24 protein-coding genes are annotated in these 24,354 nt (G+C 64.1%); 13 read left to right on the top strand and 11 right to left on the bottom strand.

All coding sequences use genetic code 11. The annotated features are described in order from the left end of the window. From ACSLE4_RS01520 to ACSLE4_RS01510, 3 genes are all read right to left on the bottom strand, one after another. Nucleotides 1-269, bottom strand: a 269-nt coding sequence (locus ACSLE4_RS01520; RefSeq protein WP_435902727.1) for a TCP-1/cpn60 chaperonin family protein, incomplete at its 3' end; no start/stop codon positions are given. 92 nt (nt 270-361) lie between these two features. Beyond that, on the bottom strand, nt 362-649 hold the full coding sequence (locus ACSLE4_RS01515) for a co-chaperone GroES (RefSeq protein WP_435902726.1): 288 nt from the start codon (nt 647-649) through the stop codon (nt 362-364). Nucleotides 650-830: 181 nt separating this feature from the next. Further along, a complete protein-coding gene (locus ACSLE4_RS01510; RefSeq protein WP_435902725.1) occupies nt 831-1,865 on the bottom strand; it encodes a sensor histidine kinase in 1,035 nt (344 codons plus the stop codon). A 151-nt stretch (nt 1,866-2,016) separates the two neighbouring features. Between ACSLE4_RS01510 and ACSLE4_RS01505 the strand changes: the two genes are divergently transcribed. Together ACSLE4_RS01505 and ACSLE4_RS01500 are read left to right on the top strand one after the other, a co-directional pair. Continuing rightward, on the top strand, nt 2,017-2,769 hold the full coding sequence (locus ACSLE4_RS01505; RefSeq protein ID WP_435902724.1) for a Crp/Fnr family transcriptional regulator: 753 nt from the start codon (nt 2,017-2,019) through the stop codon (nt 2,767-2,769). 123 nt (nt 2,770-2,892) lie between these two features. Beyond that, nucleotides 2,893-4,647 (top strand): EAL domain-containing protein, encoded by a 1,755-nt coding sequence (locus tag ACSLE4_RS01500; protein ID WP_435902723.1) that lies wholly within the window; start codon nt 2,893-2,895, stop codon nt 4,645-4,647. A 56-nt stretch (nt 4,648-4,703) separates the two neighbouring features. Here ACSLE4_RS01500 and ACSLE4_RS01495 read toward each other — a convergent pair whose 3' ends face one another. Continuing rightward, nucleotides 4,704-4,988: a hypothetical protein gene (locus ACSLE4_RS01495; protein WP_435902722.1), complete on the bottom strand. Its 285-nt coding sequence runs from the start codon at nt 4,986-4,988 to the stop codon at nt 4,704-4,706. A gap of 149 nt (nt 4,989-5,137) precedes the next feature. Here ACSLE4_RS01495 and ACSLE4_RS01490 point away from each other — a divergent pair, with 149 nt between their 5' ends. Next, nucleotides 5,138-6,010, top strand: a complete 873-nt coding sequence (locus ACSLE4_RS01490; protein WP_435902721.1) for a TIGR01459 family HAD-type hydrolase — start codon at nt 5,138-5,140, stop codon at nt 6,008-6,010. Nucleotides 6,011-6,014: 4 nt separating this feature from the next. Here ACSLE4_RS01490 and ACSLE4_RS01485 read toward each other — a convergent pair whose 3' ends face one another. Continuing rightward, nucleotides 6,015-6,470, bottom strand: a complete 456-nt coding sequence (locus tag ACSLE4_RS01485; protein ID WP_435902720.1) for a hypothetical protein — start codon at nt 6,468-6,470, stop codon at nt 6,015-6,017. 56 nt (nt 6,471-6,526) lie between these two features. Next, a complete protein-coding gene (locus ACSLE4_RS01480; RefSeq protein ID WP_435902719.1) occupies nt 6,527-6,916 on the bottom strand; it encodes a response regulator in 390 nt (129 codons plus the stop codon). 272 nt (nt 6,917-7,188) lie between these two features. Between ACSLE4_RS01480 and ACSLE4_RS01475 the strand changes: the two genes are divergently transcribed. The 8 genes from ACSLE4_RS01475 (at nt 7,189) to mutL (ending at nt 18,296) form a co-directional block, all read left to right on the top strand. After that, nucleotides 7,189-7,650 carry a MaoC family dehydratase gene (locus ACSLE4_RS01475; protein ID WP_435902718.1) on the top strand — a complete coding sequence of 154 codons (462 nt, stop codon included), beginning with the start codon at nt 7,189-7,191 and terminating at the stop codon, nt 7,648-7,650. Nucleotides 7,651-7,672: 22 nt separating this feature from the next. Continuing rightward, entirely contained in the window at nt 7,673-8,683 is a 1,011-nt protein-coding gene (locus ACSLE4_RS01470) for a bifunctional riboflavin kinase/FAD synthetase (RefSeq protein ID WP_435902717.1), read from the top strand. A 45-nt stretch (nt 8,684-8,728) separates the two neighbouring features. Beyond that, the gene (ileS, locus tag ACSLE4_RS01465; RefSeq protein WP_435902716.1) at nt 8,729-12,265 is read left to right on the top strand and encodes an isoleucine--tRNA ligase; all 3,537 of its coding nucleotides are present in this window, start codon (nt 8,729-8,731) and stop codon (nt 12,263-12,265) included. A gap of 4 nt (nt 12,266-12,269) precedes the next feature. After that, a complete protein-coding gene (gene lspA / locus ACSLE4_RS01460; protein WP_435902715.1) occupies nt 12,270-12,785 on the top strand; it encodes a signal peptidase II in 516 nt (171 codons plus the stop codon). A 35-nt stretch (nt 12,786-12,820) separates the two neighbouring features. Next, nucleotides 12,821-13,420 (top strand): hypothetical protein, encoded by a 600-nt coding sequence (locus tag ACSLE4_RS01455; RefSeq protein WP_435902714.1) that lies wholly within the window; start codon nt 12,821-12,823, stop codon nt 13,418-13,420. 265 nt (nt 13,421-13,685) lie between these two features. Further along, nucleotides 13,686-15,047 (top strand): M16 family metallopeptidase, encoded by a 1,362-nt coding sequence (locus tag ACSLE4_RS01450; RefSeq protein WP_435902713.1) that lies wholly within the window; start codon nt 13,686-13,688, stop codon nt 15,045-15,047. 98 nt (nt 15,048-15,145) lie between these two features. Further along, nucleotides 15,146-16,417 carry a M16 family metallopeptidase gene (locus ACSLE4_RS01445; protein ID WP_435902712.1) on the top strand — a complete coding sequence of 424 codons (1,272 nt, stop codon included), beginning with the start codon at nt 15,146-15,148 and terminating at the stop codon, nt 16,415-16,417. A 76-nt stretch (nt 16,418-16,493) separates the two neighbouring features. Further along, the gene (gene mutL / locus ACSLE4_RS01440) at nt 16,494-18,296 is read left to right on the top strand and encodes a DNA mismatch repair endonuclease MutL (RefSeq protein ID WP_435902711.1); all 1,803 of its coding nucleotides are present in this window, start codon (nt 16,494-16,496) and stop codon (nt 18,294-18,296) included. Nucleotides 18,297-18,301: 5 nt separating this feature from the next. Here mutL and ACSLE4_RS01435 read toward each other — a convergent pair whose 3' ends face one another. The 3 genes from ACSLE4_RS01435 to ACSLE4_RS01425 are packed head-to-tail and all read right to left on the bottom strand — an operon-like array spanning nt 18,302 to nt 20,285. Beyond that, a complete protein-coding gene (locus ACSLE4_RS01435; RefSeq protein WP_435902710.1) occupies nt 18,302-18,805 on the bottom strand; it encodes a hypothetical protein in 504 nt (167 codons plus the stop codon). Between the two features lie 44 nt (nt 18,806-18,849). Beyond that, the gene (rsmD, locus tag ACSLE4_RS01430) at nt 18,850-19,410 is read right to left on the bottom strand and encodes a 16S rRNA (guanine(966)-N(2))-methyltransferase RsmD (RefSeq protein WP_435902709.1); all 561 of its coding nucleotides are present in this window, start codon (nt 19,408-19,410) and stop codon (nt 18,850-18,852) included. Then, nucleotides 19,410-20,285: a pseudouridine synthase gene (locus tag ACSLE4_RS01425; protein WP_435902708.1), complete on the bottom strand. Its 876-nt coding sequence runs from the start codon at nt 20,283-20,285 to the stop codon at nt 19,410-19,412. Before ACSLE4_RS01425 ends, rsmD begins: the two co-directional genes overlap by 1 nt. Between ACSLE4_RS01425 and ACSLE4_RS01420 the strand changes: the two genes are divergently transcribed. Together ACSLE4_RS01420 and ACSLE4_RS01415 are read left to right on the top strand one after the other, a co-directional pair. Next, nucleotides 20,284-20,715: a nucleoside deaminase gene (locus tag ACSLE4_RS01420; RefSeq protein WP_435902707.1), complete on the top strand. Its 432-nt coding sequence runs from the start codon at nt 20,284-20,286 to the stop codon at nt 20,713-20,715. The two genes, ACSLE4_RS01425 and ACSLE4_RS01420, sit on opposite strands and share 2 nt — an antisense overlap. A gap of 544 nt (nt 20,716-21,259) precedes the next feature. Further along, on the top strand, nt 21,260-23,377 hold the full coding sequence (locus ACSLE4_RS01415) for a TonB-dependent receptor (RefSeq protein WP_435902706.1): 2,118 nt from the start codon (nt 21,260-21,262) through the stop codon (nt 23,375-23,377). Nucleotides 23,378-23,417: 40 nt separating this feature from the next. Here the strand turns inward: ACSLE4_RS01415 and ACSLE4_RS01410 are convergent, their stop codons facing one another. Together ACSLE4_RS01410 and ACSLE4_RS01405 are read right to left on the bottom strand one after the other, a co-directional pair. Continuing rightward, entirely contained in the window at nt 23,418-23,645 is a 228-nt protein-coding gene (locus ACSLE4_RS01410; RefSeq protein WP_435902705.1) for a hypothetical protein, read from the bottom strand. Nucleotides 23,646-23,879: 234 nt separating this feature from the next. Beyond that, nucleotides 23,880-24,248 (bottom strand): hypothetical protein, encoded by a 369-nt coding sequence (locus tag ACSLE4_RS01405; protein ID WP_435902704.1) that lies wholly within the window; start codon nt 24,246-24,248, stop codon nt 23,880-23,882. Nucleotides 24,249-24,354 lie beyond the last annotated feature (106 nt).

The following is a 24,354-nucleotide window of genomic DNA, read 5'->3' as shown; positions in this document are numbered from 1 at the left end:
GTGGTGCCGTCGCCCGCGGTCTCGTTGGTCTTCTGGGCGACCTCTTTCAGCATCTGCGCGCCCATGTTCTCGAACTTGTCCTCAAGCTCGATCTCCTTGGCCACGGTGACGCCGTCCTTGGTCGAGCGCGGGGCGCCGAACGACTTCTCGATGATGACGTTGCGGCCCTTGGGACCGAGCGTCACTTTGACCGCGTTGGCCAGCACGTCCACGCCCCTGAGCATGCGCTCGCGGGCGTCGGCGGCAAATCTCACATCTTTAGCTGCCATCAGTGATGTTCTCCGTTATGGGGTCACGCCCTAAAGGAGCCGGTTTGGCCGGCATCTTAACGGGCGGGTGTTTCTCGAAGGGGTGAGGGGCGTTAGCCGAGAACGCCCATGATGTCGGACTCCTTCATGATCAGGAGATCATCGCCATCGATCTTGACCTCGGTGCCCGACCATTTGCCGAACAGTACCTTGTCGCCGGCCTTCACGCCCAGGGGCTGAAGCTTGCCGTCCTCGCCACGGGCGCCGGGCCCTGCGGAAACGACCTTGCCGGTTTGCGGTTTTTCGGCCGCGGTATCGGGAATGATGATGCCGCCTTTGGTCTTCTGCTCCTCCTCGAGCCGCTTGACCACTACGCGGTCATGCAGGGGACGGAATTTCATGGATTTCTGCTCCTTATTCGCTGGAACGCTGCTGCTTGGCACTCAGTCAATGCGAGTGCCAATAGCGCCGCTTGTAAGGGCGCGCCTTGCGCGCTGTCAACAGGCGCATGGCCGCGAACATCAAGCGGTGCCGGAAGCCCCGCTTGATGCCCGAACGACGTTAAGAAATGGGTTACGAGGGCTAGAGTTCCGCAGGCGCGATCGGAAGCTCGATGCAGCAGCGCAGGCCATCCGGGCGCCAGTTCAGCACCGTCTCCCCGTGGGTCTGCCGCTTGGTCAGCCGTTCGATCAGGCTGATGCCGAAGCCCCGCGTACTCGGGGCCGACACTATCGGCCCACCCCTCTCCGTCCAGACCATAATCAGCGTCGGCCCGGCGTCCTCGGAGGGCGGTTGGGAGCGGAATTCGAGGTCGACCCGCCCGGTTCCGTTGGACAGCGCGCCGTATTTGATGGCGTTGGTGGCAAGCTCATGCAGCACGAGCACGATCGTCTGCGAGTCTTGTGAGCCAAGTGAGATATTGGCGTTTTGGATATCGATGCGGTCCCAGACGCCGAGCGGCGAGAGCGCCTTCTCCACGAGGCTTTCCAGTGGGACCGCGTGCCACGTCCCCTTCACGAGCGCCTCGTGTGTGGCGGCGAAGGTATTCAGCCGCGCCTGAAACGATGTCACGAAGTCCCGTGCTTCGGGCCGAGTTTCGCTGGTCATGTTGACGAGGCTGCTCACGACCGAGAACAGGTTCTTCATCCGGTGCGACAGCTCGCGGTTCAGGAGGTCATAGGCTTCCTGCGTGCGCCGCCGGTCGGTCACGTCGAAGCAGAGCCCGGCGAGCATCGACGGCTCACCGTCTTCGGCACGATCGAGAACCTGACCGCGAAAGCTGAGCCAGCGCATTCCGCCGTCGTCCTTAGGGGCGACCCTGAACTCGTGCGTGAACGGCTTCTCGTCGCGCAGGGCCTCGCTCAAGGAAACCCGGAAGAGCGCGATGTCGTCTTGATGGACGCGCTCGAAAAAGCTTGCGGCAGGGACCTGCACCGCTCTGGGCGCGAGCCCGAGAAGCGCGGCGAGGCTGGAAGTCATATGGACGACGTTTCTGCCGAGATCCCATTCCCAAAGACCTGCGCCGGCAGCCTCCACGGCGCGAACCAGCCGCCCGGGGTCGGCCAGAAAGAGGTTGACCCCAACCAGGTGGCTGGGGCCGGTGCTTGCTTTCGACATTTGGGAGCTGGGAGAAATGTAGGCCGTAACTCTTGCCTTCTGGCCGCGTATTGGGACGGCGACGGGGGACGATGTTGGAGTCTTACGCGGCTCTCTTGCACCCTGTCTTTTAACTTTGACACATTGCCGGTTTGAGCCCAGGTGAGCGGTCATGCAGGCGAACATCCCCTTCAGTTACGACATTCCGTGCCCGCAATGTCCGCTCCGCATGTGCGAGGTCTTTCAGTCCGTTAGTGACGATGAGCTCGACTTCATTTCCGCGTTGAAGGCGGGCGAGCTGCGCACCGGGCCAGGCTCGACGGTGTTCCAGGAGGGGATGCCCTCCGATCAGCTGTTCACGCTGCTTGAGGGCTGGGCCTTCCGCTACAAGACCTTGGACGATGGCCGCCGGCAGATCACGAGCTTCGTCCTGCCGGGCGACTTCATCGGGATTCAAGGCTCCATGCTGGGCGACATGGATCATTCGGTCGAAACGCTGACCCCGGCCGTGCTGTGCAGCTTCCCCAGGAAGCGCGTTTGGGAGCTGTACCAGAACTGTTCGAGCCTCGCCTTCGATATCACTTGGCTCGCCGCGCGGCAGGAATCGATCCTCAACGAGCATCTGTTGAGCCTCGGCCGCAGGAACGCCGTCGAGTGCGCCGCCTACTACATTTTGCACCTCTATCTGCGGGCCCACGACGTCGGCCTCGTCACCGAAGGCAGAGTCCGCTTTCCCTTCACGCAGGAGCATCTCGCCGACGCGCTCGGCCTCTCCCTGGTGCACACCAACAAGACCTTGAAGAAGCTCTGGGCCGACGGCCTGATCCAGTGGGAGCACGGCTGGTGTTTCATTCCCGACATCGCGCGGCTCGCCGAGCTCGCCAAGTTCGATCTGGGCCAGCCCCGCACGCGCCCTTTACTGTGATCCTGGAGCCGCGCCGCCTTGGCCTGGAAGCGCTTGGCTGGTATCACAGGGTGCGGCGGCCAATTTGATGTTGCGTTGCAATAGCCTGTCGCTCATGATTTCCGCGCGAGGGGCGGCGCGATCATGCAAACCGGCATCACCATGTCTTCTGGGCAGGGCGCCGCCTCAGGAGGGCTCGCCATGCTTGACGTGATCGTTCTGATCGCCATGGCCATCACCGCGGCCGCTTTTGCCGCCGGGCTGACCTTTCAGGCCGGCCTGCCGCTCTTGCCGGTTCTGATCGGCACGGCGGCGCTGTTTCTGGTCATGGCCGCCTCGTTCCTCGGGACGGGGCGCGGATCGCGCGGCGGCGGCGCTGGCGGCGACCGCCTCGGCGAGCTCGAAGAAGCCCTCGAAATCATCGACACCGATTTGCAGCGTCTCGATCGGGTCGAGGACAATCTTTCGCGCCTTGACGGTCTCTCCGACAAGGTGGAGCGGCTGGACCAGGCCGTTGCCGGCGACGCGCTGGGAGATGTCGCTGGGGGCCAGGCAAATACGGCCTTCGCCGGCGAGCTCGAGAACGTTTATGCGCGGATCGAAGCATTGCGCGCCGAGGTTCAGGCGGAGAACCGCACCGAGCGCGACAGGATCGCCAACGATCTCGGTGTCCTCGAAGGGCTGATCAAGTCTCTCTCCGGCAATCTTGCGGCCCCCGCGCTGGCGGGGACGGGGGGGATGGAGAAGGCCGGATTGCGCGACCTGCCGCCCGCCCCGCCGCTCGTCACGGTTGAGGAAGAGTTCGAAGTCGAGATCGAGGCTGAGCCGGAGCCTTTCTCCGAGCTGGAGCCAGAGTCAGAGCCAGAGCCAGAGCTGGTCCTGGAGCCGGTGCCCGAGGCTGTCACACTGGAGCTGGAGCCAGAGCCGGAAGAACTGGTGGACGTGGCCGCAGAGGAGGAAGAAGAGACGAAAGAAGACAACAACCGTCTCGATGCCGGAGGAGGGTTCCTGGCCGCCGCCGTGGTGGTGGAGGAGATTGCCGACGAATTCGAGGCCGAGCCCGAGCCGGAACCCGGGCTCGAACCAGAACCCGAACCTATTGCCGCCGCCGTCACGAGCTTCCAGGGCGACGACGATGACGACGAGCGGATGCTCGACATCCTCCGCGAGGGCATCGAGGAGGGCCGGGTCGATCTTTATCTTCAGCCGACCGTGATCCTGCCTGACCGTAAGATCCGCTATTTCGAAGCGCTGACGCGGATCCGGCAAGCGGACGGCACGCTGGTTTTGCCCGGCGAGTATATGCCCGTGGCCAAGCGCTCAGCCTTGATGCCGCTGATTGACAACGTGCTGCTGGTGCGGAGCGTCCAGGTGTTGCGCCGGCTTGGGCCCAACACGCGGATCAAGGGCGTGTTCAGCAATGTCTCCATGCACTCGTTGCTCGACTCCGATTATTACCCCGAGTTGATCGAGTTCATGGAGGAGAACAACAGCCTCAGCGAGAATCTGGTGTTCGAGATCAGCCAGACCGAGATGCTCGGCCTGACCCAGACCGAACTCAGCTGTCTCGATACTTTGGGTGCGCTCGGCTACACGTTCTGCCTCGACAACGTGGCCGACATCGAGGCCGATTTCGGCGCTTTGAGCGACCGCTATTTCCGCTACGTCAAGGTGGGCGCCGAGCGCTTCCTCGGTGGGCCGGGCCGGAAAGCGTCGGATCTGAAGCGGCATCTGGATGGGCTCGGCATGCAACTCATCATCGAGAAGGTGGAGAGGGAAGGCGACGTCGCGGACCTGCTCGACCACGGAGTCGAGTTCGCCCAAGGCCATCTTTTTGGGAAGCCGCAGCCCATGAACGCGGCGCTCTCGAAGGAACTCGAAAACGCCGGCGCGCACTAAGCAAGAACGGCGCGCCCGCAAGGACGCGCCGTTGGGTGCCTGAGCGAAAGGAACGCCTATTCCGGCTCGTCCATCATCTCGTCTTCCATGTCGCCATTTTTCTCGTCCATCTCATCCGACATCATCGGCTCGTCGGACATCTCGTCTTCCGATCCCGGCGGCAAGATATCGGACTCAAGGTCCGACTCGACGGCTTCGTCTTCCATGTCTTGAACCTGGATCACGAGCGGTCGTGTTTGATCCAGGGCAGGCGGCGAGAAGGCCTTCGCAGGCTGGTTGAGACCGACAAAACCGAGAGCGCACACGCTCGCCACACCAATCTTCAGTATGAGATGACGCATTTCCGTCTCCATCGCCGAGGCGCGAGGCCCGATGCCTTCACCCTGATTCGGCGTGACGCGAATTTTACACGCGCCTCGCCCCGGATGCGACGGAAAGCGCGACCAGCGGCGTCCTTGACCCCGATCCCGCAAGCCTCTAACCGGGCGTCATGACCGCAGCCTCTTCCGCCGTCCCCATCGTCGATTCCGTGCAAGACATCGGCAAAGGCTACCGCGCCTGGTTCGTCGATATCTGGGGCGTTATGCACAATGGGCGAACCGCCTTTCCGGAGGCCGCAGCCGCGACGCGCGCTTTTCGTCAGGCGGGCGGTATCGTCGTGCTGTTGTCCAACTCGCCGCGGCCGAGCCCCGCCGTACAAGAGCAGCTTCGCGAATTCGGCGTGCCGGATGGGGCCTACGATGCCACGGTGACCTCCGGCGATCTGACGCGCTACGAGCTCGGCAAGCATGCCGGCGCGCGGGTCTTCCATCTCGGGCCCGAGCGCGACGGGGCGATCTTCGACGGGCTCGACATCACGCTCACCGGGCCGGAGGAGGCGGAGCTTATCGTGTGCTCGGGCCCGTTCAACGACGACGTCGAGACGCCCGACGACTACACGGGTCTCTTGGGCGCGCTCGCCGCGCGCGGGCTCCTCATGATCTGCGCCAACCCAGATCACATGGTCGAGCGGGGGCATCGGCTCGTCTATTGTGCCGGTGCGCTGGCAGCGGTCTACGAAACGTTGGGCGGCAAGGTGATCTACGCCGGCAAGCCTCATGTGCCGGTCTATGAACTGGCGTTGGAGACCGCGGGGCGGCTCGCGGGCGAGACCCTCGACAGGGACCGGGTGCTGGCCATCGGCGACGGCCTCAAGACGGATATCGCCGGGGCCGGCAGTTTTGGCATCGATGCGGTCTTCGTGGCGAGCGGACTCCATGCGCCGGGGGAAGGCGGCGAGGCGCTCGACGCGGCGCATCTGGCCGAACTGTTCGGGCAGGAGGGCAGGCGGCCGATCGCGGCCACACGCGGGCTTCAATGGTGAGCGGCTAGCTTTTCTCGCTGAACAGCGCGTCGATATGCGCTTGATCCGCCTTGCCGGCGGGCAGCGCCGGACCTTCCAGGGCGATGTCGGAGTGCGGCGCTCGGCTTGGACCCGGCGTGTGATCGTCATTCAGGCGTCCGGCGATCACCTGGTCCAAGGTTTGAGTGATCTTGGTCACCCGCTGACCCACGAGATCGTGGAAGCCGCACGCCGTCATGATCGATAGGATCGCGTCCTCGGCCTTCTTGGCCTCTTCCTTGTCAGCGAGCGCGAGCAAGCCTTCCGCGGAATCGAGGATACGCGCCGCGGCGTCCTCGGCGGTGGCGCGGATGGCCGCGAGTTCACGCAGCGTGTTCACAAGAGCGGTAATCTCTGCCGCGACCGAATGCGACTCGCAACCGCAAGCCTTCTGGCGCGGCGGCGTCCGCTTCGCCTTGGTTCCCCCAACCTTGCTACCCATCGAAAAGGCCCTTTATCGAAAGATGTCTTTTTTGACTGAACGTTCTGATTGGCCTCTTAGGAAGCCGCGCCAAAGATGGCGTCGATCTTCGATTTCAGCGTGGCGGCGTTGAACGGCTTGACGATGTAGTTGTTCACGCCGGCCTTCTTCGCCGCGATCACGTTGTCGGTCTTGGACTCGGCGGTGACCATGATGAAAGGCGTGCGCGACAGGCGGTCGTCGGCGCGCACCTCGCGCAGCAGCTCGTAGCCGGTCATCGGCTCCATGTTCCAATCGGAGATGATGAGCCCGTAGTCTTTCTCGCGCATCATGTTGAGCGCCGAGGTCCCGTCGCTCGCCTCATCCACATTGGCGAAACCGAGCTGCTTCAAAAGATTCCGAATGATCCGGATCATCGTCTTGTAGTCGTCGACGACGAGCACCGGCGTGCTGGGATCGAGTGCCATAACCTTCCTCCGTCTGCCTCAGCCTTCGGCCCCGCTTGCTCTCTTGCGCAAGTCTTCAAAGCACCGAAGGATGCGTTCCCGTCCCGGCCAGCCCGAAACGGGGAGAATTCACCGCAGTAAATTTAAGTGTTAGGCCATGAACGGAGAGTTAAATCCCGGATTTATCGGGTTTTCTGCTCACAGAATTAGGGCCGCCAAGATTATTGCAGTGCAGCAATGGCTTCGCTATTTTGCCCAGCTCATCACACCGACAAACAAGCAGGGAAAACGCAATGACGAGCACCGCGAACGGTCAGACGAGCCTGGGCCACGGCTACTACTTGGAAGATTTGTCTCCCGGCATGGAGGCCAGCGTCTCCAAGACAATAACCGATGAGGACGTGAGGACCTTTGCCGCGCTGTCCGGCGACGTCAATCCGGTCCATCTCGACGATAACTTCGCGGCCAGCACCATCTTCAAGAAGCGCATCGCCCACGGCTTTCTCACGGGCGCGCTGTTCTCCACCGTGCTCGGCACCAAGTTGCCGGGCCCCGGGTGCATCTATCTGTCCCAGACCATGAAGTTCAAGGCGCCGGTCTATATCGGCGACGAAGTGGTGGCGACATGCACCATCAGCGCCGTCGACACGGAGAAGGGCCGGGTCACGCTCGCTTGCGATTGCTCCATCGCCGGCAAGACCGTGCTCGAGGGCGAGGCTCTGATGATGGTCGACCGCAAGCCCACGAGCCAATAGCCGAGGACGCGAAGGATCTCCGATGGACATCGTCCGCTCCTGGCGGGACACACCGCCCGCTCGCAAGGGCGCGGTCTTGGCCATCGGAAACTTCGACGGCATTCACCGCGGCCATCAGGCGGTGCTCAATGAGGTGAAGCGGATCGCTGCCGCGGAAGGCCGCGGCGCCGGCGCCGTCATTTTCGAGCCGCACCCGCGGGAGCTCTTCGCGCCCGACCAGCCGTTTTTCAGGCTGACGCCGTTGCCGGTGAAGCTCGAGCTGCTCGAGGCCCTCGGCCTCGACGTCACCTTCGTGCTCACCTTCGATCACGCGCTGTCCTCCTTGTCGGCGGACACCTTCGCCGGAGAGGTCGTGGGGGAGGGCTTCGGCGCGAGCCACGTGGTGGTCGGCTACGACTTCACCTACGGCAAGGGCCGAACCGGCTCCGTGGAGCATCTGGCGGCGATCGGCAAGACGGAAGGCTTCGGCGTCGACGTGGTCGCGCCGGTGACGCTTGCAGGCGGCGTGACATTTTCATCGAGCACGATCCGCGATCACTTGCGCCAAGGCGAGGTGAGGGAGGCGGCAGAACAGCTCGGCTATTGGTGGCGTGCGCGCGGTCGCGTCAGCCACGGTGCGGGGCGCGGCAAGGAACTCGGCTTCCCGACTCTGAACTTCAAGCTCGCGCCGGGCCAGGACGTGCGGCACGGCATCTACGCCATGCGCGTCCATCACGCCGGCGAGCGCTACGATGCCGCGGGTTATGTGGGCCTCCGCCCCACCTTCGGCGCCGACGAGCCGGTGCTGGAGGCGTTTCTGCTCGACTTCTCCGGCGACCTCTACGGCCACGAGGTCGAGGTCGAGTTCATCGATTTCCTGAGGCCGGACCACGCTTTCGACACACCGGAGGCGCTTGCTGCCCAGATGGCCAAGGACTGCGACACGGCCCGCACCGTGTTGGCGGCGGTCGATGCCGATGATCCCATGCGGCGTTTCACCCTGGGCGCAGTACTCGCCAACCGGGCACTGGATTGTGGTAAGGCCGGTTGCTAGAACGCCTCGCACATCGAATCGAGGCCTCGGGGCGGAAACAGGATCATGGTGAGAAAAACGAAGAGCGGCAAACCGGCCGCCAAGAGCGCGCGCAAAGCTGCCCGCAAGACAAAGCGCGCGGTCAAGCCAAAGACGCTCAAGACCAAGAAGGCTGTCTCCAAGACCAAGAAGGCTGTCTCCAAGAGGAAGACGGCCAAGCGTGAGGCCGCGAAGCGCAAGACGGCTGCCAAGCGGAAGCCCGCGGCCAGGAAGGCTGTCTCCAAGAAAAAGACGGCCAAGAAGGCTCCATCCAAAAAGGTCACGGCCAAAAAGCGTGCCGTGACCAAGAAGAAGGCTGTCAAAACATCTTCGAAGCGGAAGGCGGTCGCCAAACGCAAGACCGTCAAGACGAAAGCGAAGAGGCCTGCCAAAAAGGCCCCGGCCCAGTCGAAGGCCCGCAAGACCGCGAAACCGAAAAAAGCCGCCGCGCCGAAGAAGGGCGTCACGAACCCCAAAAAAGCGGCCGTGAAGAAGGTGGCGCCTGCCAAAAAGGCTGTCGCGCCCAAGACGACCGCGCCCAAGACGACCGTGCTCAAGACGACCGCGCCCAAGACGAGCGCCACGGCGAAGCCGAGAGCCATTCAGCCGCAAGCCGAGCGCGACTGGAGCGAGACGCTGTTCCTGCCCAAGACCGACTTCCCCATGAAGGCCGGTCTGCCGCAGCGCGAGCCGGAGTTGCTGGCGCGTTGGGCCGAGATGCGCCTCTACGATCGCATGCGCGAGGCCGCCATGGGCCGCGAGAAGTTCGTGCTCCATGACGGGCCGCCTTACGCCAACGGTCACCTCCATATCGGGCACGCCCTCAACAAGATCCTCAAGGACGTCATCACCCGGTCTCAGTCCATGATGGGCAAGGACGCCAACTACGTGCCGGGCTGGGACTGCCACGGACTTCCCATCGAGTGGAAGGTCGAGGAGGAGAACTACCGCGCCAAGGGCCGGCCCAAGCCGGACCTCTCCGACGCGGCCGCGCTGATCGCCTTCCGCCGCGAGTGCCGCGACGAGGCCGCGAAATGGCTCGACGTGCAGCGCGAGGAATTCAAGCGGCTCGGCGTCGAGGGCGACTGGGCGCATCCTTACACGACGATGAGTCACGAGGCGGAGGCGACCATCGCCCGCGAGCTCATGAAGTTCGCCATGAACGGCCTGCTCTATCGCGGCTCGAAGCCCGTGATGTGGTCCGTGGTGGAACGCACCGCGCTGGCCGAAGCCGAGGTCGAGTACCAGGAGATCGAGAGCCCGGCGATTTATGTGAAGTTTCCGGTGCTGTTCGCGAGCGAGGACAATCCGAACCCGCAAACCTTGCAGCATGCTTCCGTGGTCATCTGGACGACCACCCCCTGGACCATCCCCGGTAACCGCGCCATCTCCTATTCGCCGTCCATCGCCTATGGGCTCTACGAGGTCACCCAGGCGCCGGACGACAATTGGGCGAGGGTCGGCGAGCGGCTGATCCTGGCTGACTCCCTGGCCGAGACCGTCAAGCAAGCCGCGCGCATCGAAGGCTGGTCGCGGCTCGGTGAGGTCTCGCGCGAGATGTTGCGCCAGTCCATGAGCGCGCATCCTTTGCGCGGCGAGAGCGATTATCGCTTCATGGTGCCGTTGTTGTCCGGCGACCACGTCACGGAGGAGGCCGGCACGGGTTTCGTGCACACAGCCCCCGGCCACGGCGTGGACGACTTCGAAGTGTGGAGCGCCAACGAACGCCTTCTGGCCGAGCGCAATATCGACAAGGCGATCCCCTTCACGGTCGACGAGGCCGGCTTCTTCACCAAGGAGGCGCCGCGCTTCGAGGGTAAGCGCGTGGTCGACGACAAGGGTAAGTTCGGCGATGCCAACGAGGCGGTGATCCGGGCGCTACAGGAGGCGAAAGCACTAATCGCGCGCGCCCGCTACAAGCACGACTATCCACATTCCTGGCGCTCCAAGAAGCCGGTGATCTTCCGCGCCACGCCGCAATGGTTCATCGCCATGGACCGCGAGCTCGACGGTGGGCAGAGTTTGCGCGCCCGCGCGCTGGACGCCATCGACGACACGCGCTTCGTGCCGCCGCAAGGCGAGAAGCGCATCAAGGGGATGGTCGATACAAGGCCGGATTGGGTGGTGTCGCGCCAGCGCGCCTGGGGCGTGCCCATCACCGTGTTCGTGAACAAGGACACCGGAGAGGTCATTCCACGCCAGGATTTCAACGCATCGGCGGAGTTGATCGACAGGATCGTGATGGCCTTCGAGTCCGAGGGGGCCGATGTCTGGTTTAAGGATGGCGCGCAGCAGCGCTTTCTGGATGGGCTGGTCGACAACCCGGAGGCTTGGGAGAAGGTCGACGACATCCTCGATGTGTGGTTCGACTCCGGCTCCACCCATGCTTTCGTGCTGGAGCAGCGGCCGGACTTGAAGTGGCCCGCCTCGCTCTATCTCGAAGGGTCCGACCAGCATCGCGGCTGGTTTCAGTCCTCGCTGCTCGAGGCCTGCGGCACGCGCGGCCGCGCGCCCTTCGAGGAGGTGCTGACCCACGGCTTCGTCAACGACGAGGACGGCCGCAAGATGTCGAAATCGCTCGGTAACGTGGTGTCGCCCCACGACGTCATCCGCCAGTCCGGCGCCGAGATCCTGCGGCTATGGGCCATGAGCTCCGACTATGCCGAGGATTTGCGCATCGGCCCGGACATCATCAAGGCGAATGTCGACTCCTATCGCCGCTTGCGGAACACGCTGCGCTTCCTGCTCGGCAATCTCGCGCATTACCGCGACGATCTCACCGTGCCGTATGAGGACATGCCAGAGCTCGAGCGCTACATGCTGGCGCGGCTCGCCGAGCTCGATGAGCTCGTGCGCGAGGGTTACAGAGACTACGACTTCAAGCGCATCTTCCACGCGTTGCTGAATTTCTGCGTCAACGACATGTCCGCGTTCTATTTGGACATACGCAAGGATGCGCTTTATTGCGACGCCTATGACAGCGTGACGCGCCGCGCCGCGCTCACCGTCATGGACCGGCTGTTCGCCGCGCTCACCGGCTGGCTCGCGCCCATGCTCTGCTTCACCATGGAAGAGGCATGGCTGACCCGGTTCCCCGGCGACAAGGGCTCGGTGCACTTGAGCCGGTTCGCGGAGGTGCCGGGTGAATGGGCCGACGAGGCGCTCTCCAATAAGTGGCGGAAGGTGCGCCAGGTGCGCCGGGCCGTCACCGGCGCGCTCGAGATCGAGCGCAGAGAGGGCCGCATGGGCTCGAGCCTGGAAGCGGCGCCGAAAGTGTATGTCTCGGATCGAGACTTGCGCGAGGCCCTTGGCGGCGTCGATCTCGCCGAGATCGCCATCACCAGCGGCGCTACGCTTGTCCCGGAGGAGGGGCCGCAAGACGCCTTCCGGTTGGAGGACGTGCCGGACGTGGCCGTGGTCTTCGCGCGCGCCAAGGGCAAGAAATGCGCCCGCTCCTGGAAGGTTCTATCCGACGTGGGCGCCGATCCGGAGTTCCCCACGCTTTCGCCCCGCGATGCCGAGGCCGTACGCCAGTACGATCGGCGCGCCGGCCGGACCGGATAGCGCCATGCTCCGTCACTGGCTTTGGGGACCATGTTCGCCGCTCGGGCTCATTGTGGCTCTGCTCACGCTGCTGGCCGACCAGGCCAACAAGGCCTGGATGCTCTATGTCTATGATATCGGCGCCAAGCAGACGGTTACCCTGACACCGTTCTTCGACCTCGTCCTGGTTTGGAACAAGGGCATCAGCTATGGGCTCTTGCCCCAGGACAGCTCCGCGGGCCGCTTAGGGCTGATCGCCTTTGCCGTCCTCGCCAGTGTGGCGCTCATTGTTTGGCTCGCCCGCGTCACTGCGCCTCTGACGGCCATTGCCATCGGGCTGATCATCGGCGGGGCTTTGGGCAATGCGATCGACCGGGCGGTCTATGGCGCGGTGGCCGACTTCTACGCTTTTCACGCCTTCGGCTTCGAATGGTACGTCTTCAATATCGCCGACGTGGCCATAGTTGCCGGGGTTATCGGACTTCTGTATGACTCAATGTTCGGGGGTCACAAAAAGGCCGGAAACCTCTCCAAAATGTAAATAAATCCGGGCCTTGCCGGATTCTAGGGGGAATTTTGGGGCACGTCACCGCCAGAACCGCTGCAGACCGGGCCGTAAAGCTCGCCGCCATGCTTGGCTGCGTGGCGCTTCTTGGCGGCTGCGGCGGCGTCGAGTTCGAAGGCAAGGTCTTCGACTATATGGGCGTCTCCGGCGACCGCCAGGAAGGCGATGTGCGCATGAGCGAGCGTCCGCCGCTTTTGGTGCCGCCGAACCTCCAGAAACTGCCCCAGCCCATAGAGGGCGTCTCCGTGGCTGCGAACCGCCAAGATTGGCCGGACGATCCGGAGAAGGTGCGCAAGCGAATCCTCGAGGACAAGAAGGCCAAGCAGGCCGAGGTTGAGATTGAGGCCGACCCCATCAATCCTTATGCGGGCAAGGAAACGCTGCTCGATAAGTGGCTGGGCCGGGATAAGACGGTCGAAGAGCCCGTCCCGGATGTGCCGGAACCGGACGCCTCAGACCGGGTCCCCGGTACCAGCGTGGCCCAGTCGCGCCCGGCGCCGCATGTTCCCGAGGCGCCCTTGCCTGACCAGAACGACGACGCCTTCAGGCCTGCGGCACCTGACAGCTACAACAGCATCTCGGCCGGCGAGAATCGGAACACCGGATTCTAGGGAAGCCGTTAACCAAGCCTCCGGCACGGAGAGGCCGCTCCGGCGTTTGGCCGCGATCTTGCACCTCCATTTTTCTTGAAAAACTTGGCCCGAGGCCCGACATCTGGCGCATAGGGTAGCGGCTTGTTAAGCTTAGCGTCCCGCGCGCCCGATGCCCGCATCTCCAATCCTCTGGCCTCGCTGAATGGTGGTATGGATGCTAGATCAATGGACCGCTGTGCTCCGTTTCCGGACTGGCCTGGTCGTAGCCTTGATGAGCCTAATAATGTCGGTTGCTGCTGTTGCCGCTGAAAGAGCCCCCTCGGAGAAAGCCTTCGAGTTCACCCTGGCCAATGGCCTGGATGTCGTGGTCATCCCGGACCACCGCGCCCCTGTGGTGACTCAGATGGTCTGGTACAGGGTTGGCGCCGCGGACGAGCCGCCCGGCGTCTCCGGCATCGCCCATTTCCTCGAGCATTTGATGTTCAAGGGCACCGATCAGATTCCCACCGGACAGTTTTCCAAGCTAATCGCCCGGAACGGCGGCGACGATAACGCCTTCACCAATCACGACGTCACCGCCTATTTCCAGCGCGTGGCCAAGGACCGCCTGGCCACTGTGATGGAGATGGAGGCTGACCGCATGGCCAATCTGCGGCTCACCGAAGAGGACGTGCGCACCGAGCGGGATGTCATCCTTGAAGAGCGCCGCTCCCGTGTCGACAACGACCCGGGCAGCATTCTGCAAGAGCAGATGATGGCCGCGCTCTACCGCAACCATCCTTACGGCATCCCCATCATCGGCTGGGAGCACGAGATGAAGGAACTCGACCGCGCCGACGCGTTCGCCTTCTATCGCCGGTTCTATGCGCCCGAGAACGCAATCCTCATCGTCGCCGGCGACGTGCAGCCGGACGAGGTGAAGGCGCTCGCCGAGAAGACCTTCGGTAAGATTCCGCGCCATGGCGCGGCCATCAAGCGCGAGCGTCCGCAGGAACCCAAGCACGATGCGGCGGTCAAGGTGACCTTGGAAGACCCGCGCGCCGGACGCACCACCGTGCAGCGTTACTATGTGGTTCCGAGCTATGCCTCCGCTGAGCCCGGCGAAGCTGAGGCGCTCGATCTCATGACGCGGATCGCCGCCCACGGCGCGACCGGCCGCGTCTACAAGCGGCTCGTCATGGAGCAGAAGTCGGCGGCCTCGGCCGGCGGCTGGTACAGCGATTCCGGCCGCGATTCCGGCCGGGTCGGCTTCTACGCCATCGCCGGCGAGGCCCACACGGCCGAGGACATGGAGGCGGCGATCGAGGGCGTCGTGCAAGAGCTGCGCGAGAAGGGCGTCACCCAGGACGAGCTTGATCGCGCCCGCGCCTCGCAGATCGCCGAGTTCGTCTACAACTCGGACTCCATCTCCCGCATGGCCCGCCAATATGGCTGGCGTCTCGCGGTCGGGATGAGCGTCGAGGATGTGGAGGACTGGCCCGAGCGCCTCAAGGCCGTCACCGTGGACGATATTCGCGCCGTGGCGCGAAAATATCTGGTCGAGGAGAACTCGGTCACAGGCATTCTCAAGCCGGAACCCGAATATACGAGCAGCATCGGCGACAAGCCCGCGCAAGCGGCGGCCGGCGGCGGCAAACGCGGATGACGGTTCGCTCTTCGCTCTTTGCCGGCACCATGGGGCTGTGCGCGTTGCTGGCGGCGTTTGCGCTCGGGGCCACGCCCGCTGCGGCTCAAGGGAGTAAAATGAAGATCCAAGAAGTGACGAGCCCCGGCGGCATCAAGGCCTGGCTCGTGGAGAGCCACGTCAATCCGCTGATCGCTATCCGGTTCGCCTTCGTCGGAGGTGCCTCTCAGGACTCGTCCGGTAAGGACGGTCAAGCCTATTTCGTGACCTCTATGATGGACGAGGGCGCGGGCGAGCTCGATGCCTCCGCCTTCCAGGAGCGCGAGCAGGCGCTCGCCATGCGCATGGACTTCGATGCCGGCCGTGACGTCATGCTCGGCAACATCCAGACGCTCACCGAGAACAAGGACGAGGTCTTCGATCTCGTGCGGCTCGCCATGTCGAAGCCGCGCTTCGATGAGGACGCGCTCGAACGCGTGCGTGCGCAGATTCTGGCGGGGCTTAAGTTCGACGAGAACGACCCGGAGACCGTGGCCTCGCTCGCCTGGGACCGTCTCGCCTTCCACGATCACCCCTATGGCCGCCCCGTGAAGGGCACCATGGCCTCCATCGCCACCATCACCTCCGAGGATCTGCACGACTATGTCCGCCGCGTCTTCGCCCGGGACAAGCTGGTGGTCTCGGTGGTCGGCGACATCACCGCGGAAGAGCTCGGCAAGGCGCTCGACCAGCTGTTCGGTGATCTGCCGGAGCGCTCGGAGTTGGTGCAGGTGGCCGAGGCGCGCCCGCCGCTTGGCCCGACACGAGAGGTTATCGTCATGGACGTTCCCCAATCGGTGGCGCAGTTCGGCCATCGCGGCATCGCCCGGGACGACGATGATTTCATTGCGGCTTACGTGCTGAACTACATCATCGGCGGCGGCGGCTTCTCCTCGCGGCTGATGGAGGAGGTGCGCGAGAAGCGCGGTCTGGCCTATTCGGTCTATTCCAACCTTTATCCCTATCGGCATGGCGCGGTGTTCGTCGGCAACGTCGCCACCAAGAACGAGGCGGTCGGCCAGTCGCTCACCGTGATCCAGGACGAGCTTATGCGGCTTGCTGAGCAAGGGCCGAGCGATGAGGAGCTGGACAGCGCCAAGGCCTATCTCACCGGTGCTTATGCGCTGCGCTTCGAGTCCTCCTCGAGCATCGCCAGCCAGCTTCTGTGGATCCAGATCGAGGATCTCGGCATAGACTACATCACCAAGCGCAACGCGCTGGTGGAGGCGGTGACCATGGACGACATCAAGCACGTGGCTAAGCGCCTGCTGGCGGCCGACCAGCTCATCACCACCATTGTCGGCAAGCCCGTCGAGCCCGCCGAAATCATCCCCACCGGCGCCCCCGGCTAGGGCGCGTCTCTCGGCAGAATCGGCTAAAGTGGCGGTTCCGCCGGCGTTCAGGCCCGGCGGCGAACGGAGGCAGGGCATGGCCATACGTCAGCTGCCGCCGAACCTCATAAATCGCATTGCCGCGGGTGAGGTGGTGGAGCGGCCGGCCAGCGTCGTCAAGGAGCTGGTGGAGAACGCGATCGACGCGGGCGCGTCCCGGATCGACGTGACCGCCACGGCCGGCGGCTTGCAGCTCATCTGCGTAGCCGATGACGGCGCCGGCATGAGCGCCGGGGACCTCGAACTTGCGATCGAGCGCCACGCCACCTCAAAGCTCGCCGGCGACGACCTCTCGCACATTCTGACCTTGGGATTCCGTGGCGAGGCGCTGCCTTCGATCGGCGCCGTGGCCAGGCTCGTCATCACCAGCCGGGCGAAGGACGCCCACGAGGCCTTCCAAATCTCCGTCGACGGCGGCCGCAAGAGCCCGCGGAAACCCGCTGCGCGCGCGGCCGGCACCGAGGTCGAGGTGCGCGATCTCTTCTATGCCACGCCCGCGCGACTCAAATTCATGAAGTCCGAGCGCGCGGAAGCCGCCGCGATTTCCGATCAGGTCAAGCGTCTGGCGCTCGCCCATCCCGAGATCGCGTTTTCGCTCTCGACCGGAGACCGCACCACGCTGCGCCTTGAGGCGAGTCCGCCGGGTCTGCTCGACCATGGGCTGGCGCGGCTTGGGCGTATTCTCGGTGCGGACTTCGTGGAGGATGCGCTTCCCGTTTCGGCATCGCGCGGCGCGGTCACCGTCGAAGGCTTTGCCGGGCTGCCGACGCTGCACCGTCCGAACGGGCTCAACATCTATCTCGTCGTCAATGGGCGCCCGGTGCGCGACAAGCTCATCGCTGGCACGGTGCGCGCCGCCTATGGAGATTTGGTGCCGCGCGGCCGCTATCCCATGCTGGCGCTGTTCCTGGATGTGCCGCCGGACGAGGTGGACGTGAATGTCCATCCCGCTAAGACCGAGCTTCGTTTCCGCGACGCCAACGGCGTACGGTCCTTACTGATCGGCGCGCTCCGGGATGCTTTGGGCGCCGCAGGTCACCGCGCCACGGGAAGCCTCGCTCAAGATGCGCTGCACCGTATGGCGCCGCCTTCGTCTATGCCGTCGCCGCCCTCAGGCGCGCGGAGCTATCAGAGCTATGCGCGGCCCCCGCATGCAGGGCTGGCGGAACGGGCGCAAGCCCCGTTCGAAGGGGTCGCGGCGCCGTCGGCCGACATGCGCGGCGCAGCCACCGAGGACGAGACGCCGTCTGGCTACCCGCTGGGTGCGGCCCGGGCGCAAGTGCAGGACACCTTCATTATCGCCGAGACGGGCGATGCGCTGGTCATCGTGGATCAGCACGCGGCCCATGAGCGGCTCGTCTATGAGCGGCTCAAAAGCGCGCTCGCCAATGGCGGCATAAGCCGGCAGATGCTGCTCATCCCCGACGTCGTCGAGCTCGATGCGGATGCCGCCGGGGCGTTGCTTGCGGCCTCGGACGAACTTGAGCGCCTGGGCCTGGTCATCGAGGCGTTCGGCGCCCAGGCCATCGCCGTGCGCGAGGTGCCGGCGCTGCTCGGAACCTGCGACGTCAAGGGGCTCCTCAATGATCTCGCCGGCACGCTCATGGAAGCCGAGGACGGCGACGGCGCCCGGACCCTAAGCGAGCGCTTGGATCACGTGCTCTCCACCATGGCCTGCCACGGCAGCGTGCGCGCCGGACGGCGCCTCTCGCCGCAAGAGATGAACGCGTTACTCCGCGACATGGAGCAGACCCCGTTCTCCGGCCAGTGCAATCACGGCCGACCCACCTATGTTGAGTTGAAGCTCACCGACATCGAGAAACTGTTTCAGCGCCGCTGAGACGCTCAAAGCTCGACCCGTTTGGTCCCCTCGTGCTCGGTCACGCATTGGGCGAGCGCGGCGATGGCCTCGCTTGTGCCGGTCAGCTCGAAGCGGAACTCCGTCCCGTCCGTGGCGATGCGCAACGCCTTGCCCGCGCGCATGGCCTCGACGACCTCATCGGAATTCTCGAGTGGAATGAGAATGCCGTGCGCGTCCACCACCTTGGCTATGGCGGCGATCGGCTCGCGTCCGTCCACGAGCAGCAGCACGGCCTTGCGGGTGCCCACGTCGAAGCTTCGCGTCTCGTCGGCGATGACCAGGCCCCAGTCGAAATCCTTGCTGATGACGAAGCCGAGCAGGACGCCCGACTGAGCCTCCGCCGTCATAGTGCAGTCGGAAAAGTAGCCTTCGTCGTCGTAATTGGCGGCCCCCTGCCACACGCCCGAGCTGAAACGGCCCGGCGTGGGGTCAGCCGCGGCGACGGCCGCCAACACTAACGGCGTGAACAGCACTGCGCGCAACGACATGGCCGCATCTAAGCACAGATTTAGCGGGCCCCGCGGAAAAAGGCCTAGCCGGAAACCTTGGCGATGGCGATTTCGGTGTCGCCATAGCGGCGCCGGTCGATCTCCTCGAAAGGTGCGGGCCAGGCGGGCGCGGATCCGGCGCGCTCTTCCAGCACGGCGATAGCCTCTGGAGCAATCCATTGACCTTCAACGGCACTGGCGAGCGCCCGTTCCCCCAAACCCTTGCCGTAAGGGGGATCGCAGAAGATCAGATCGAAGGGCGCGAGGCTGCCGGCGGGGCCAAGCTTTGTGGCGTCCCGCCGCCAGATCTTGGTGATGCCCGTGAGCCCCAGGGCCTCCACGTTGCGGCGGATCGCGCCCCGCGCGCCCGCATCGTCCTCGATGAACAGGCTGTAGCGCGCGCCGCGTGACAAGGCTTCCAAGCCCAGCGCGCCGGATCCCGCGAACAGGTCGAGCACGCGCGCACCCTCGAAGTCTAGGGCCGGCGCGCCGTGCTCCAACACGTTGAACAGCGCCTCGCGCACCCGGTCCGAGGTCGGCCGCGTGTTCAAGCCTTTCGGCGCGTCGAGCGTCTTGCCCTTGAAGCGCCCGGCGATGATGCGCATCAGCGTTTCAGCCCGAGCTCGCGGGAAAGCGTCATGCCAAGCTGCTCGACCAGGACCTTGCGCTTCACTTCCTCGATCGCGCCCGCCGTGAGCTCGCCGAGCGCAAACGGCCCGAACGAAACGCGGATCAGCCGGTTCACGGTGAGCCCGAGATGCTCGGCGATGCGCTTCACCTCGCGGTTCTTGCCTTCGCGCAAGCCGATCATCAGCCACACATTGCTGGCTTGCTGCCGCTCGACGCGGGCCTCCACCGGGCCGTAGCGCACGCCCTCGATGGTGATTCCTTTCTTGAGCCGGTCGAGCGCCTCTTGGCTAACATGCCCGTGGGCGCGGACCCGGTAGCGCCGCACCCACCCGGTGCTCGGCAGTTCCAGATGCCGCGCCAGGGCGCCGTCCGTGGTGAGGAGCAGCAGCCCCTCGGTGTTGATGTCGAGCCGCCCCACCGAGACCACGCGTGGCAAGCCCTCCGGCAAATTCGCAAAGACGGTCGGCCGGCCTTCCGGGTCCTTGTGGCTTGTCACCAGGCCCTTGGGCTTGTTGTAGCGCCATAGCCGCGCGGTCTGCGCCTGTGGCAGCGGCTCTCCATCCACGGTGATGATATCGGCGGCGGAGACCACATGGGCTGGCGTCTTGAGCATCTCGCCGTTGACCGAGACGCGCCCCGCCTCGATCCATTTCTCGGCGTCGCGCCGCGAGCAGAGCCCGGCATGGGCCATGGCCTTGGCGATGCGCATGGGCTCCATTGGGGCAGGGGGCACATCGCGCCCCGTCCGGAATGCTTGACCCCGGCTCGTCTTCTCGCCCACCTTGCCGCCCATGACGGCGAAGCTTGCAGATGCGGACGGTTCCGGCAAGCGTCCAATGACGCGCCCCATGGACCTGGCGCTGGACGAGGCAAGAGCCGCAGCCGGCCGCGGCGAAGTGCCGGTGGGCGCGGTCGTGCTGGGTCCAGACGGCGCGGTGCTTGGCAAGGCCGGCAACCGGACGCTGGAACTCCGCGACCCCTCGGCGCACGCGGAACTGCTCGCCATCCGCGAGGCGTGCGCCACGCTTGCAAGCGAGCGGCTAGTGGACTGCGATCTCTACGTCACGCTGGAGCCCTGCGCCATGTGCGCAGCGGCCATCTCGTTCGCCCGCATCCGCAGGCTCTATTTCGGCGCGGCCGATGCTAAGGGGGGCGCGGTCGAGCACGGACCGCGCTTCTTCGCGCAAGCGACCTGTCACCACGCGCCAGAGGTCTATGGCGGTATCGGCGAGACCGCCGCCACTGCACTGCTCAAAGACTTCTTCGCCGCCCGCCGCTAGGGGGGGTCGGTTCGAAACGGCCCACAGCAGGAAATGAATTCTGCTCACATATTTTGATGAGAATCTTTCACTAATTGCATCGTTGCACTCCGGCTATCGTGACGCCCTCCGCGCAACCTGCGCGGGTTGGGGTGGGGGAGCAGTTTCGCGTTAGACGGAGCGCGCCCCCAGGTCTGTTTGGACTGACAGGGGGACTTTAATGGAGTTTCGTGTTCCGCACGCGGCGGCGACGCCGGCGCGCTCTTCCAGCTATTTTTCTACATATAGATCGAGCCTTTTGGCCCTTTCGGCTTCGGCCGCCTTCATGCTGTTGCCCGGCGAGATTGCCAGGGCACAAGAAGCGACGAATGGTGCGCCGGCAGAAGCGGCCGCAAGCTCGGAAGGAGAAGTTAGCGGCGATAGCAAGCCGGACTCTACGGCAAACGGTGAAGCCTCTTCCGCCGACGTTCCCCCTGTGATCGTCGAGCAGGAGGCGGATCTGGAACCTGCGCCTCCGGTCGCCACGGCCGAGCCTAAGCCTGCCCCCCAGCCAAGACCGCGCCCTGTGCCGCGGAGCATCGCCAGCGTTCCACCGGGTCCGTCGGCGTCCACCGCGGATGGCGGCTTTGCCTCGCAGGAAGCCATCGAAGAGGCGATCTTCGATTTGCCCGTAGACGGTAGCACGCTCAATCGCGGCTCATCTGGGGTCGATGGCTACTACGCGGCGGGCACGTCGTCTGCGACCAAGACGAACACGTTGATCATGAACATCCCGGGATCGGTGTCGATCATCCCCGAGGAGCTCGCCGAGGATCAAGGCGCCAATACGCTCGGCCAGGCGCTACTCTACGTTCCGGGCATCGCTGTCCAGCAGGGCGAGGGACATCGCGATCAGCTGACGTTTCGCGGCCAGGAGACGACGGCCGATTTCTTCGTCGACGGCGTGCGCGACGACATCGAGACCTTCCGCGACCTCTACAATGTTCAGACGATCGAGGTGCTCAAAGGGCCGAATGCAATGATCTTCGGTCGCGGTGGCGGCGGCGGCGTGATCAACCGCGTGACCAAGCGCGCCGACGGCATTCCCATCTATGAAGGCACGGTTCAGCTTGGAAGCTGGGGCCGCGCCCGCGGTACGGCGGATGTCGGTCAGGCAATATCGCCCAACGCCGCGTTCCGTCTCAATGCCATGTATGAAGACTCGGAGACCTTCCGGGACTTCTCCTGGCTCGAGCGTTACGGCATCAACCCCACCTTGGGCTTCAAGCTCGGCGAGAGGACGACGCTTCACTTCAGCTACGAGTACAAGACGCACGATCAAAACGTCGACCGCGGCGGCCCTTCGATCGGAGGCGCGCCATTCGAATATCCCATCGAGACGTTCTTTGGCCAGCCCTTCGCAAGCTTCACCACGTTCGACGGACACATCGCGACGGCGACATTCGAGCACGAGACCGTGGGCGGTCTACAAATCCGTAACCACACGTTCTTCGCGGACTACGACAAGCTCTATCAGAACATCTTCGCGGACTCCCCGGTCAATGGACCGGGGCCGGGCCTCGTGGAACTCGACGGCTATCAGAGCATTGGCGCGCGCCAGAACTTCGTCAACCAGACCGACTTTTCCTACTCTTTCGCGCAAGGACAGCACCTCCGCCATACTCTGGTCGGAGGCCTGGAGTTCGGCGTGCAGAGCAATGACGAGTTCCGCAATTTGCCGGTGTTCGGCGCGCCGGGCTCCGGTATCTTCACCATCGACGTGCCGGCGCTCAATCCGACGGTCTTTACGCCGACGATGTACAGCCGGCCCAACCGGCGCCGCTTCACCGATCTCGACACGGCCAGCGCCTTCATTCAGGACCAGTTCGAGATCACGCAATACTTCGAGCTGATCGGCGGCATCCGCTTTGACCGCTTCGATGTCAACTTCGAGGACAGGCTCAACGGCTTCCAGACATCGCGGGTTGACGACGTTTGGTCGCCGCGTGTCGGCGGCGTCCTCAAGCCTTGGGAGCAGTTCCACGTCTATGCGAGCTATGCCAAATCCTTCCTGCCGGCGAATGGCGACAATTTCGGTGCGCTGTCCGTCACTGCGGAGGAGCTCGAGCCCGAGACTTTCGAGAACTACGAGACCGGCTTCAAGTGGACGCTTCGGCCTCGCCTGCTCCTACAGGGGGCGATCTACCGGCTCGATCGCGACAATCAGCCGGTTACCATTGGTCCCGACACGTTCGCGCGTGGCCTGACCAGGACACGGGGTCTGGAGCTTGAGGCGAGCGGCTACCTCACCGACAAATGGCAGGTCTTCGGCGGCTATGCCCACACGGATTCGGAGATTCTGTTCGCGGGGGACGATACGGCGCTCGTGGGCAACTCCGTGGAATCGGTGCCGGTCGACACCTTCTCCCTTTGGAACAAGTACCAGCTCACCAAGAAATGGGGCGTTGGTCTCGGCATCATCCACCAGGCGGGCTGGTTTGCCGAGGCGAACAACGCCGTCAAGGTGCCTGACTACACGCGGGTAGACAGCGCCGTTTTCTATGACTTCAACGAGCACTGGTCTGCCCAGGTCAACATCGAGAACATGTTCGACACGGAGTATTGGATCTCGTCCCACAACAACAACAACATCTCATACGGCGCTCCCACCCAGGCCTTCGCGACCTTGAAGGCACGGTGGTAGAAACCAGGCGGCGCGCCTCCGAGCCAGGCGCGCCGTCAGCCTAGAAATCGCGCAAGTACAGGTCCCACTTGCCGGGCGTGTAATAGAGGCAGCCATTGAGCTGCGCCGACCACAGGCATTTTTGGCCGGAGCGGGGCCCTGCCAGCGTGCCGTTGCGTTTGTGAGTCAGCAGCGAGTTTTCCCAGCGCTGGCCGGCGCTCGGTTCCGTGGCGAGCGCGAAGCCGGTCGAGACGAAGATCAGGCATAGGGCAATTAAAGACGATTTCATGTGAGCCTCCCAAGGGTAGAGGCAAAGTATTCCCTGGGCGGCCTAACAGCAGGTTGAGTATAGCGGTGAATAATCAGTGACTTAAAAATTGACGCGCATGAAATACAGGCGAAGTATTTCTACGAGAATTTTAGACAACAGCAATGGATGCCACGTACACCTAAGATAACAGGCGAACGGGAATGCCCGACACCTACAGGCGTGGTCAACCAAAAGAAACGGATGTGGAAAGAGCTACTCGCCCAAGCCGTAGGGCTGGGGGACCGGTGCGTTCGGATCGTGCGGCCAGCTGTCCATTGGGTAGAAATTCCGCTGGATGGCCTGGTTCTCGATCTCGCCCTTGGTGTAGGGCACGAAACCGAAATAAGAGCTCCAGCCGCGTGGGCCGGGGCCCTTGGCCACATAGGGGTAAACGGGGGTCCGGCCGCGCTGATAGATCTTGGCCTGCTGGACTTGGCCGTCCGGGTTCGGCGGGGCGGCGATGACGCCCGTCATGGCCTTTGCGGGGCCGGCCCAGATGAGCAGCCAGAGATAGAAAAGAATCGCAGCAACCCCTACCACACCGGACACGGTCCTTTTGGAAACGGGGAGGTCGTAAGTCATGCGAATCTCGATTTCTCTATGCGTGCGTCAGATGACTTGCAAATAGTGACGCCATCGTGAAAAGGCAACGCCTAATGGAGACAAAACCACGGCAAAACCGTGTTCG

This window comes from Methyloceanibacter sp., assembly GCF_051306395.1.
Classification (GTDB): Bacteria; Pseudomonadota; Alphaproteobacteria; order Rhizobiales; family Methyloligellaceae; genus Methyloceanibacter.
This window is presented reverse-complemented; position numbering and strand designations above follow the sequence as displayed.

Excerpts from the sequence above, each read along its gene's own strand:
- ACSLE4_RS01475 (WP_435902718.1), top strand. The coding sequence starts at position 7,189 with ATGACGAGCACCGCGAACGGTCAGACGAGCCTGGGCCACGGCTACTAC.
- ACSLE4_RS01450 (WP_435902713.1), top strand. The coding sequence starts at position 13,686 with ATGTCGGTTGCTGCTGTTGCCGCTGAAAGAGCCCCCTCGGAGAAAGCC.
- ACSLE4_RS01505 (WP_435902724.1), top strand. The coding sequence starts at position 2,017 with ATGCAGGCGAACATCCCCTTCAGTTACGACATTCCGTGCCCGCAATGT.
- ACSLE4_RS01470 (WP_435902717.1), top strand. The coding sequence starts at position 7,673 with ATGGACATCGTCCGCTCCTGGCGGGACACACCGCCCGCTCGCAAGGGC.
- ACSLE4_RS01490 (WP_435902721.1), top strand. The coding sequence starts at position 5,138 with ATGACCGCAGCCTCTTCCGCCGTCCCCATCGTCGATTCCGTGCAAGAC.
- mutL (WP_435902711.1), top strand. The coding sequence starts at position 16,494 with ATGGCCATACGTCAGCTGCCGCCGAACCTCATAAATCGCATTGCCGCG.
- ACSLE4_RS01445 (WP_435902712.1), top strand. The coding sequence starts at position 15,146 with ATGAAGATCCAAGAAGTGACGAGCCCCGGCGGCATCAAGGCCTGGCTC.
- ACSLE4_RS01515 (WP_435902726.1), bottom strand. The coding sequence starts at position 649 with ATGAAATTCCGTCCCCTGCATGACCGCGTAGTGGTCAAGCGGCTCGAG.
- ACSLE4_RS01410 (WP_435902705.1), bottom strand. The coding sequence starts at position 23,645 with ATGAAATCGTCTTTAATTGCCCTATGCCTGATCTTCGTCTCGACCGGC.
- ACSLE4_RS01420 (WP_435902707.1), top strand. The coding sequence starts at position 20,284 with ATGGACCTGGCGCTGGACGAGGCAAGAGCCGCAGCCGGCCGCGGCGAA.
- ACSLE4_RS01495 (WP_435902722.1), bottom strand. The coding sequence starts at position 4,988 with ATGCGTCATCTCATACTGAAGATTGGTGTGGCGAGCGTGTGCGCTCTC.
- ACSLE4_RS01405 (WP_435902704.1), bottom strand. The coding sequence starts at position 24,248 with ATGACTTACGACCTCCCCGTTTCCAAAAGGACCGTGTCCGGTGTGGTA.
- lspA (WP_435902715.1), top strand. The coding sequence starts at position 12,270 with ATGCTCCGTCACTGGCTTTGGGGACCATGTTCGCCGCTCGGGCTCATT.
- ACSLE4_RS01435 (WP_435902710.1), bottom strand. The coding sequence starts at position 18,805 with ATGTCGTTGCGCGCAGTGCTGTTCACGCCGTTAGTGTTGGCGGCCGTC.
- ACSLE4_RS01480 (WP_435902719.1), bottom strand. The coding sequence starts at position 6,916 with ATGGCACTCGATCCCAGCACGCCGGTGCTCGTCGTCGACGACTACAAG.
- ACSLE4_RS01485 (WP_435902720.1), bottom strand. The coding sequence starts at position 6,470 with ATGGGTAGCAAGGTTGGGGGAACCAAGGCGAAGCGGACGCCGCCGCGC.
- ACSLE4_RS01425 (WP_435902708.1), bottom strand. The coding sequence starts at position 20,285 with ATGGGGCGCGTCATTGGACGCTTGCCGGAACCGTCCGCATCTGCAAGC.
- ileS (WP_435902716.1), top strand. The coding sequence starts at position 8,729 with ATGGTGAGAAAAACGAAGAGCGGCAAACCGGCCGCCAAGAGCGCGCGC.
- rsmD (WP_435902709.1), bottom strand. The coding sequence starts at position 19,410 with ATGCGCATCATCGCCGGGCGCTTCAAGGGCAAGACGCTCGACGCGCCG.
- ACSLE4_RS01500 (WP_435902723.1), top strand. The coding sequence starts at position 2,893 with ATGCAAACCGGCATCACCATGTCTTCTGGGCAGGGCGCCGCCTCAGGA.
- ACSLE4_RS01510 (WP_435902725.1), bottom strand. The coding sequence starts at position 1,865 with ATGTCGAAAGCAAGCACCGGCCCCAGCCACCTGGTTGGGGTCAACCTC.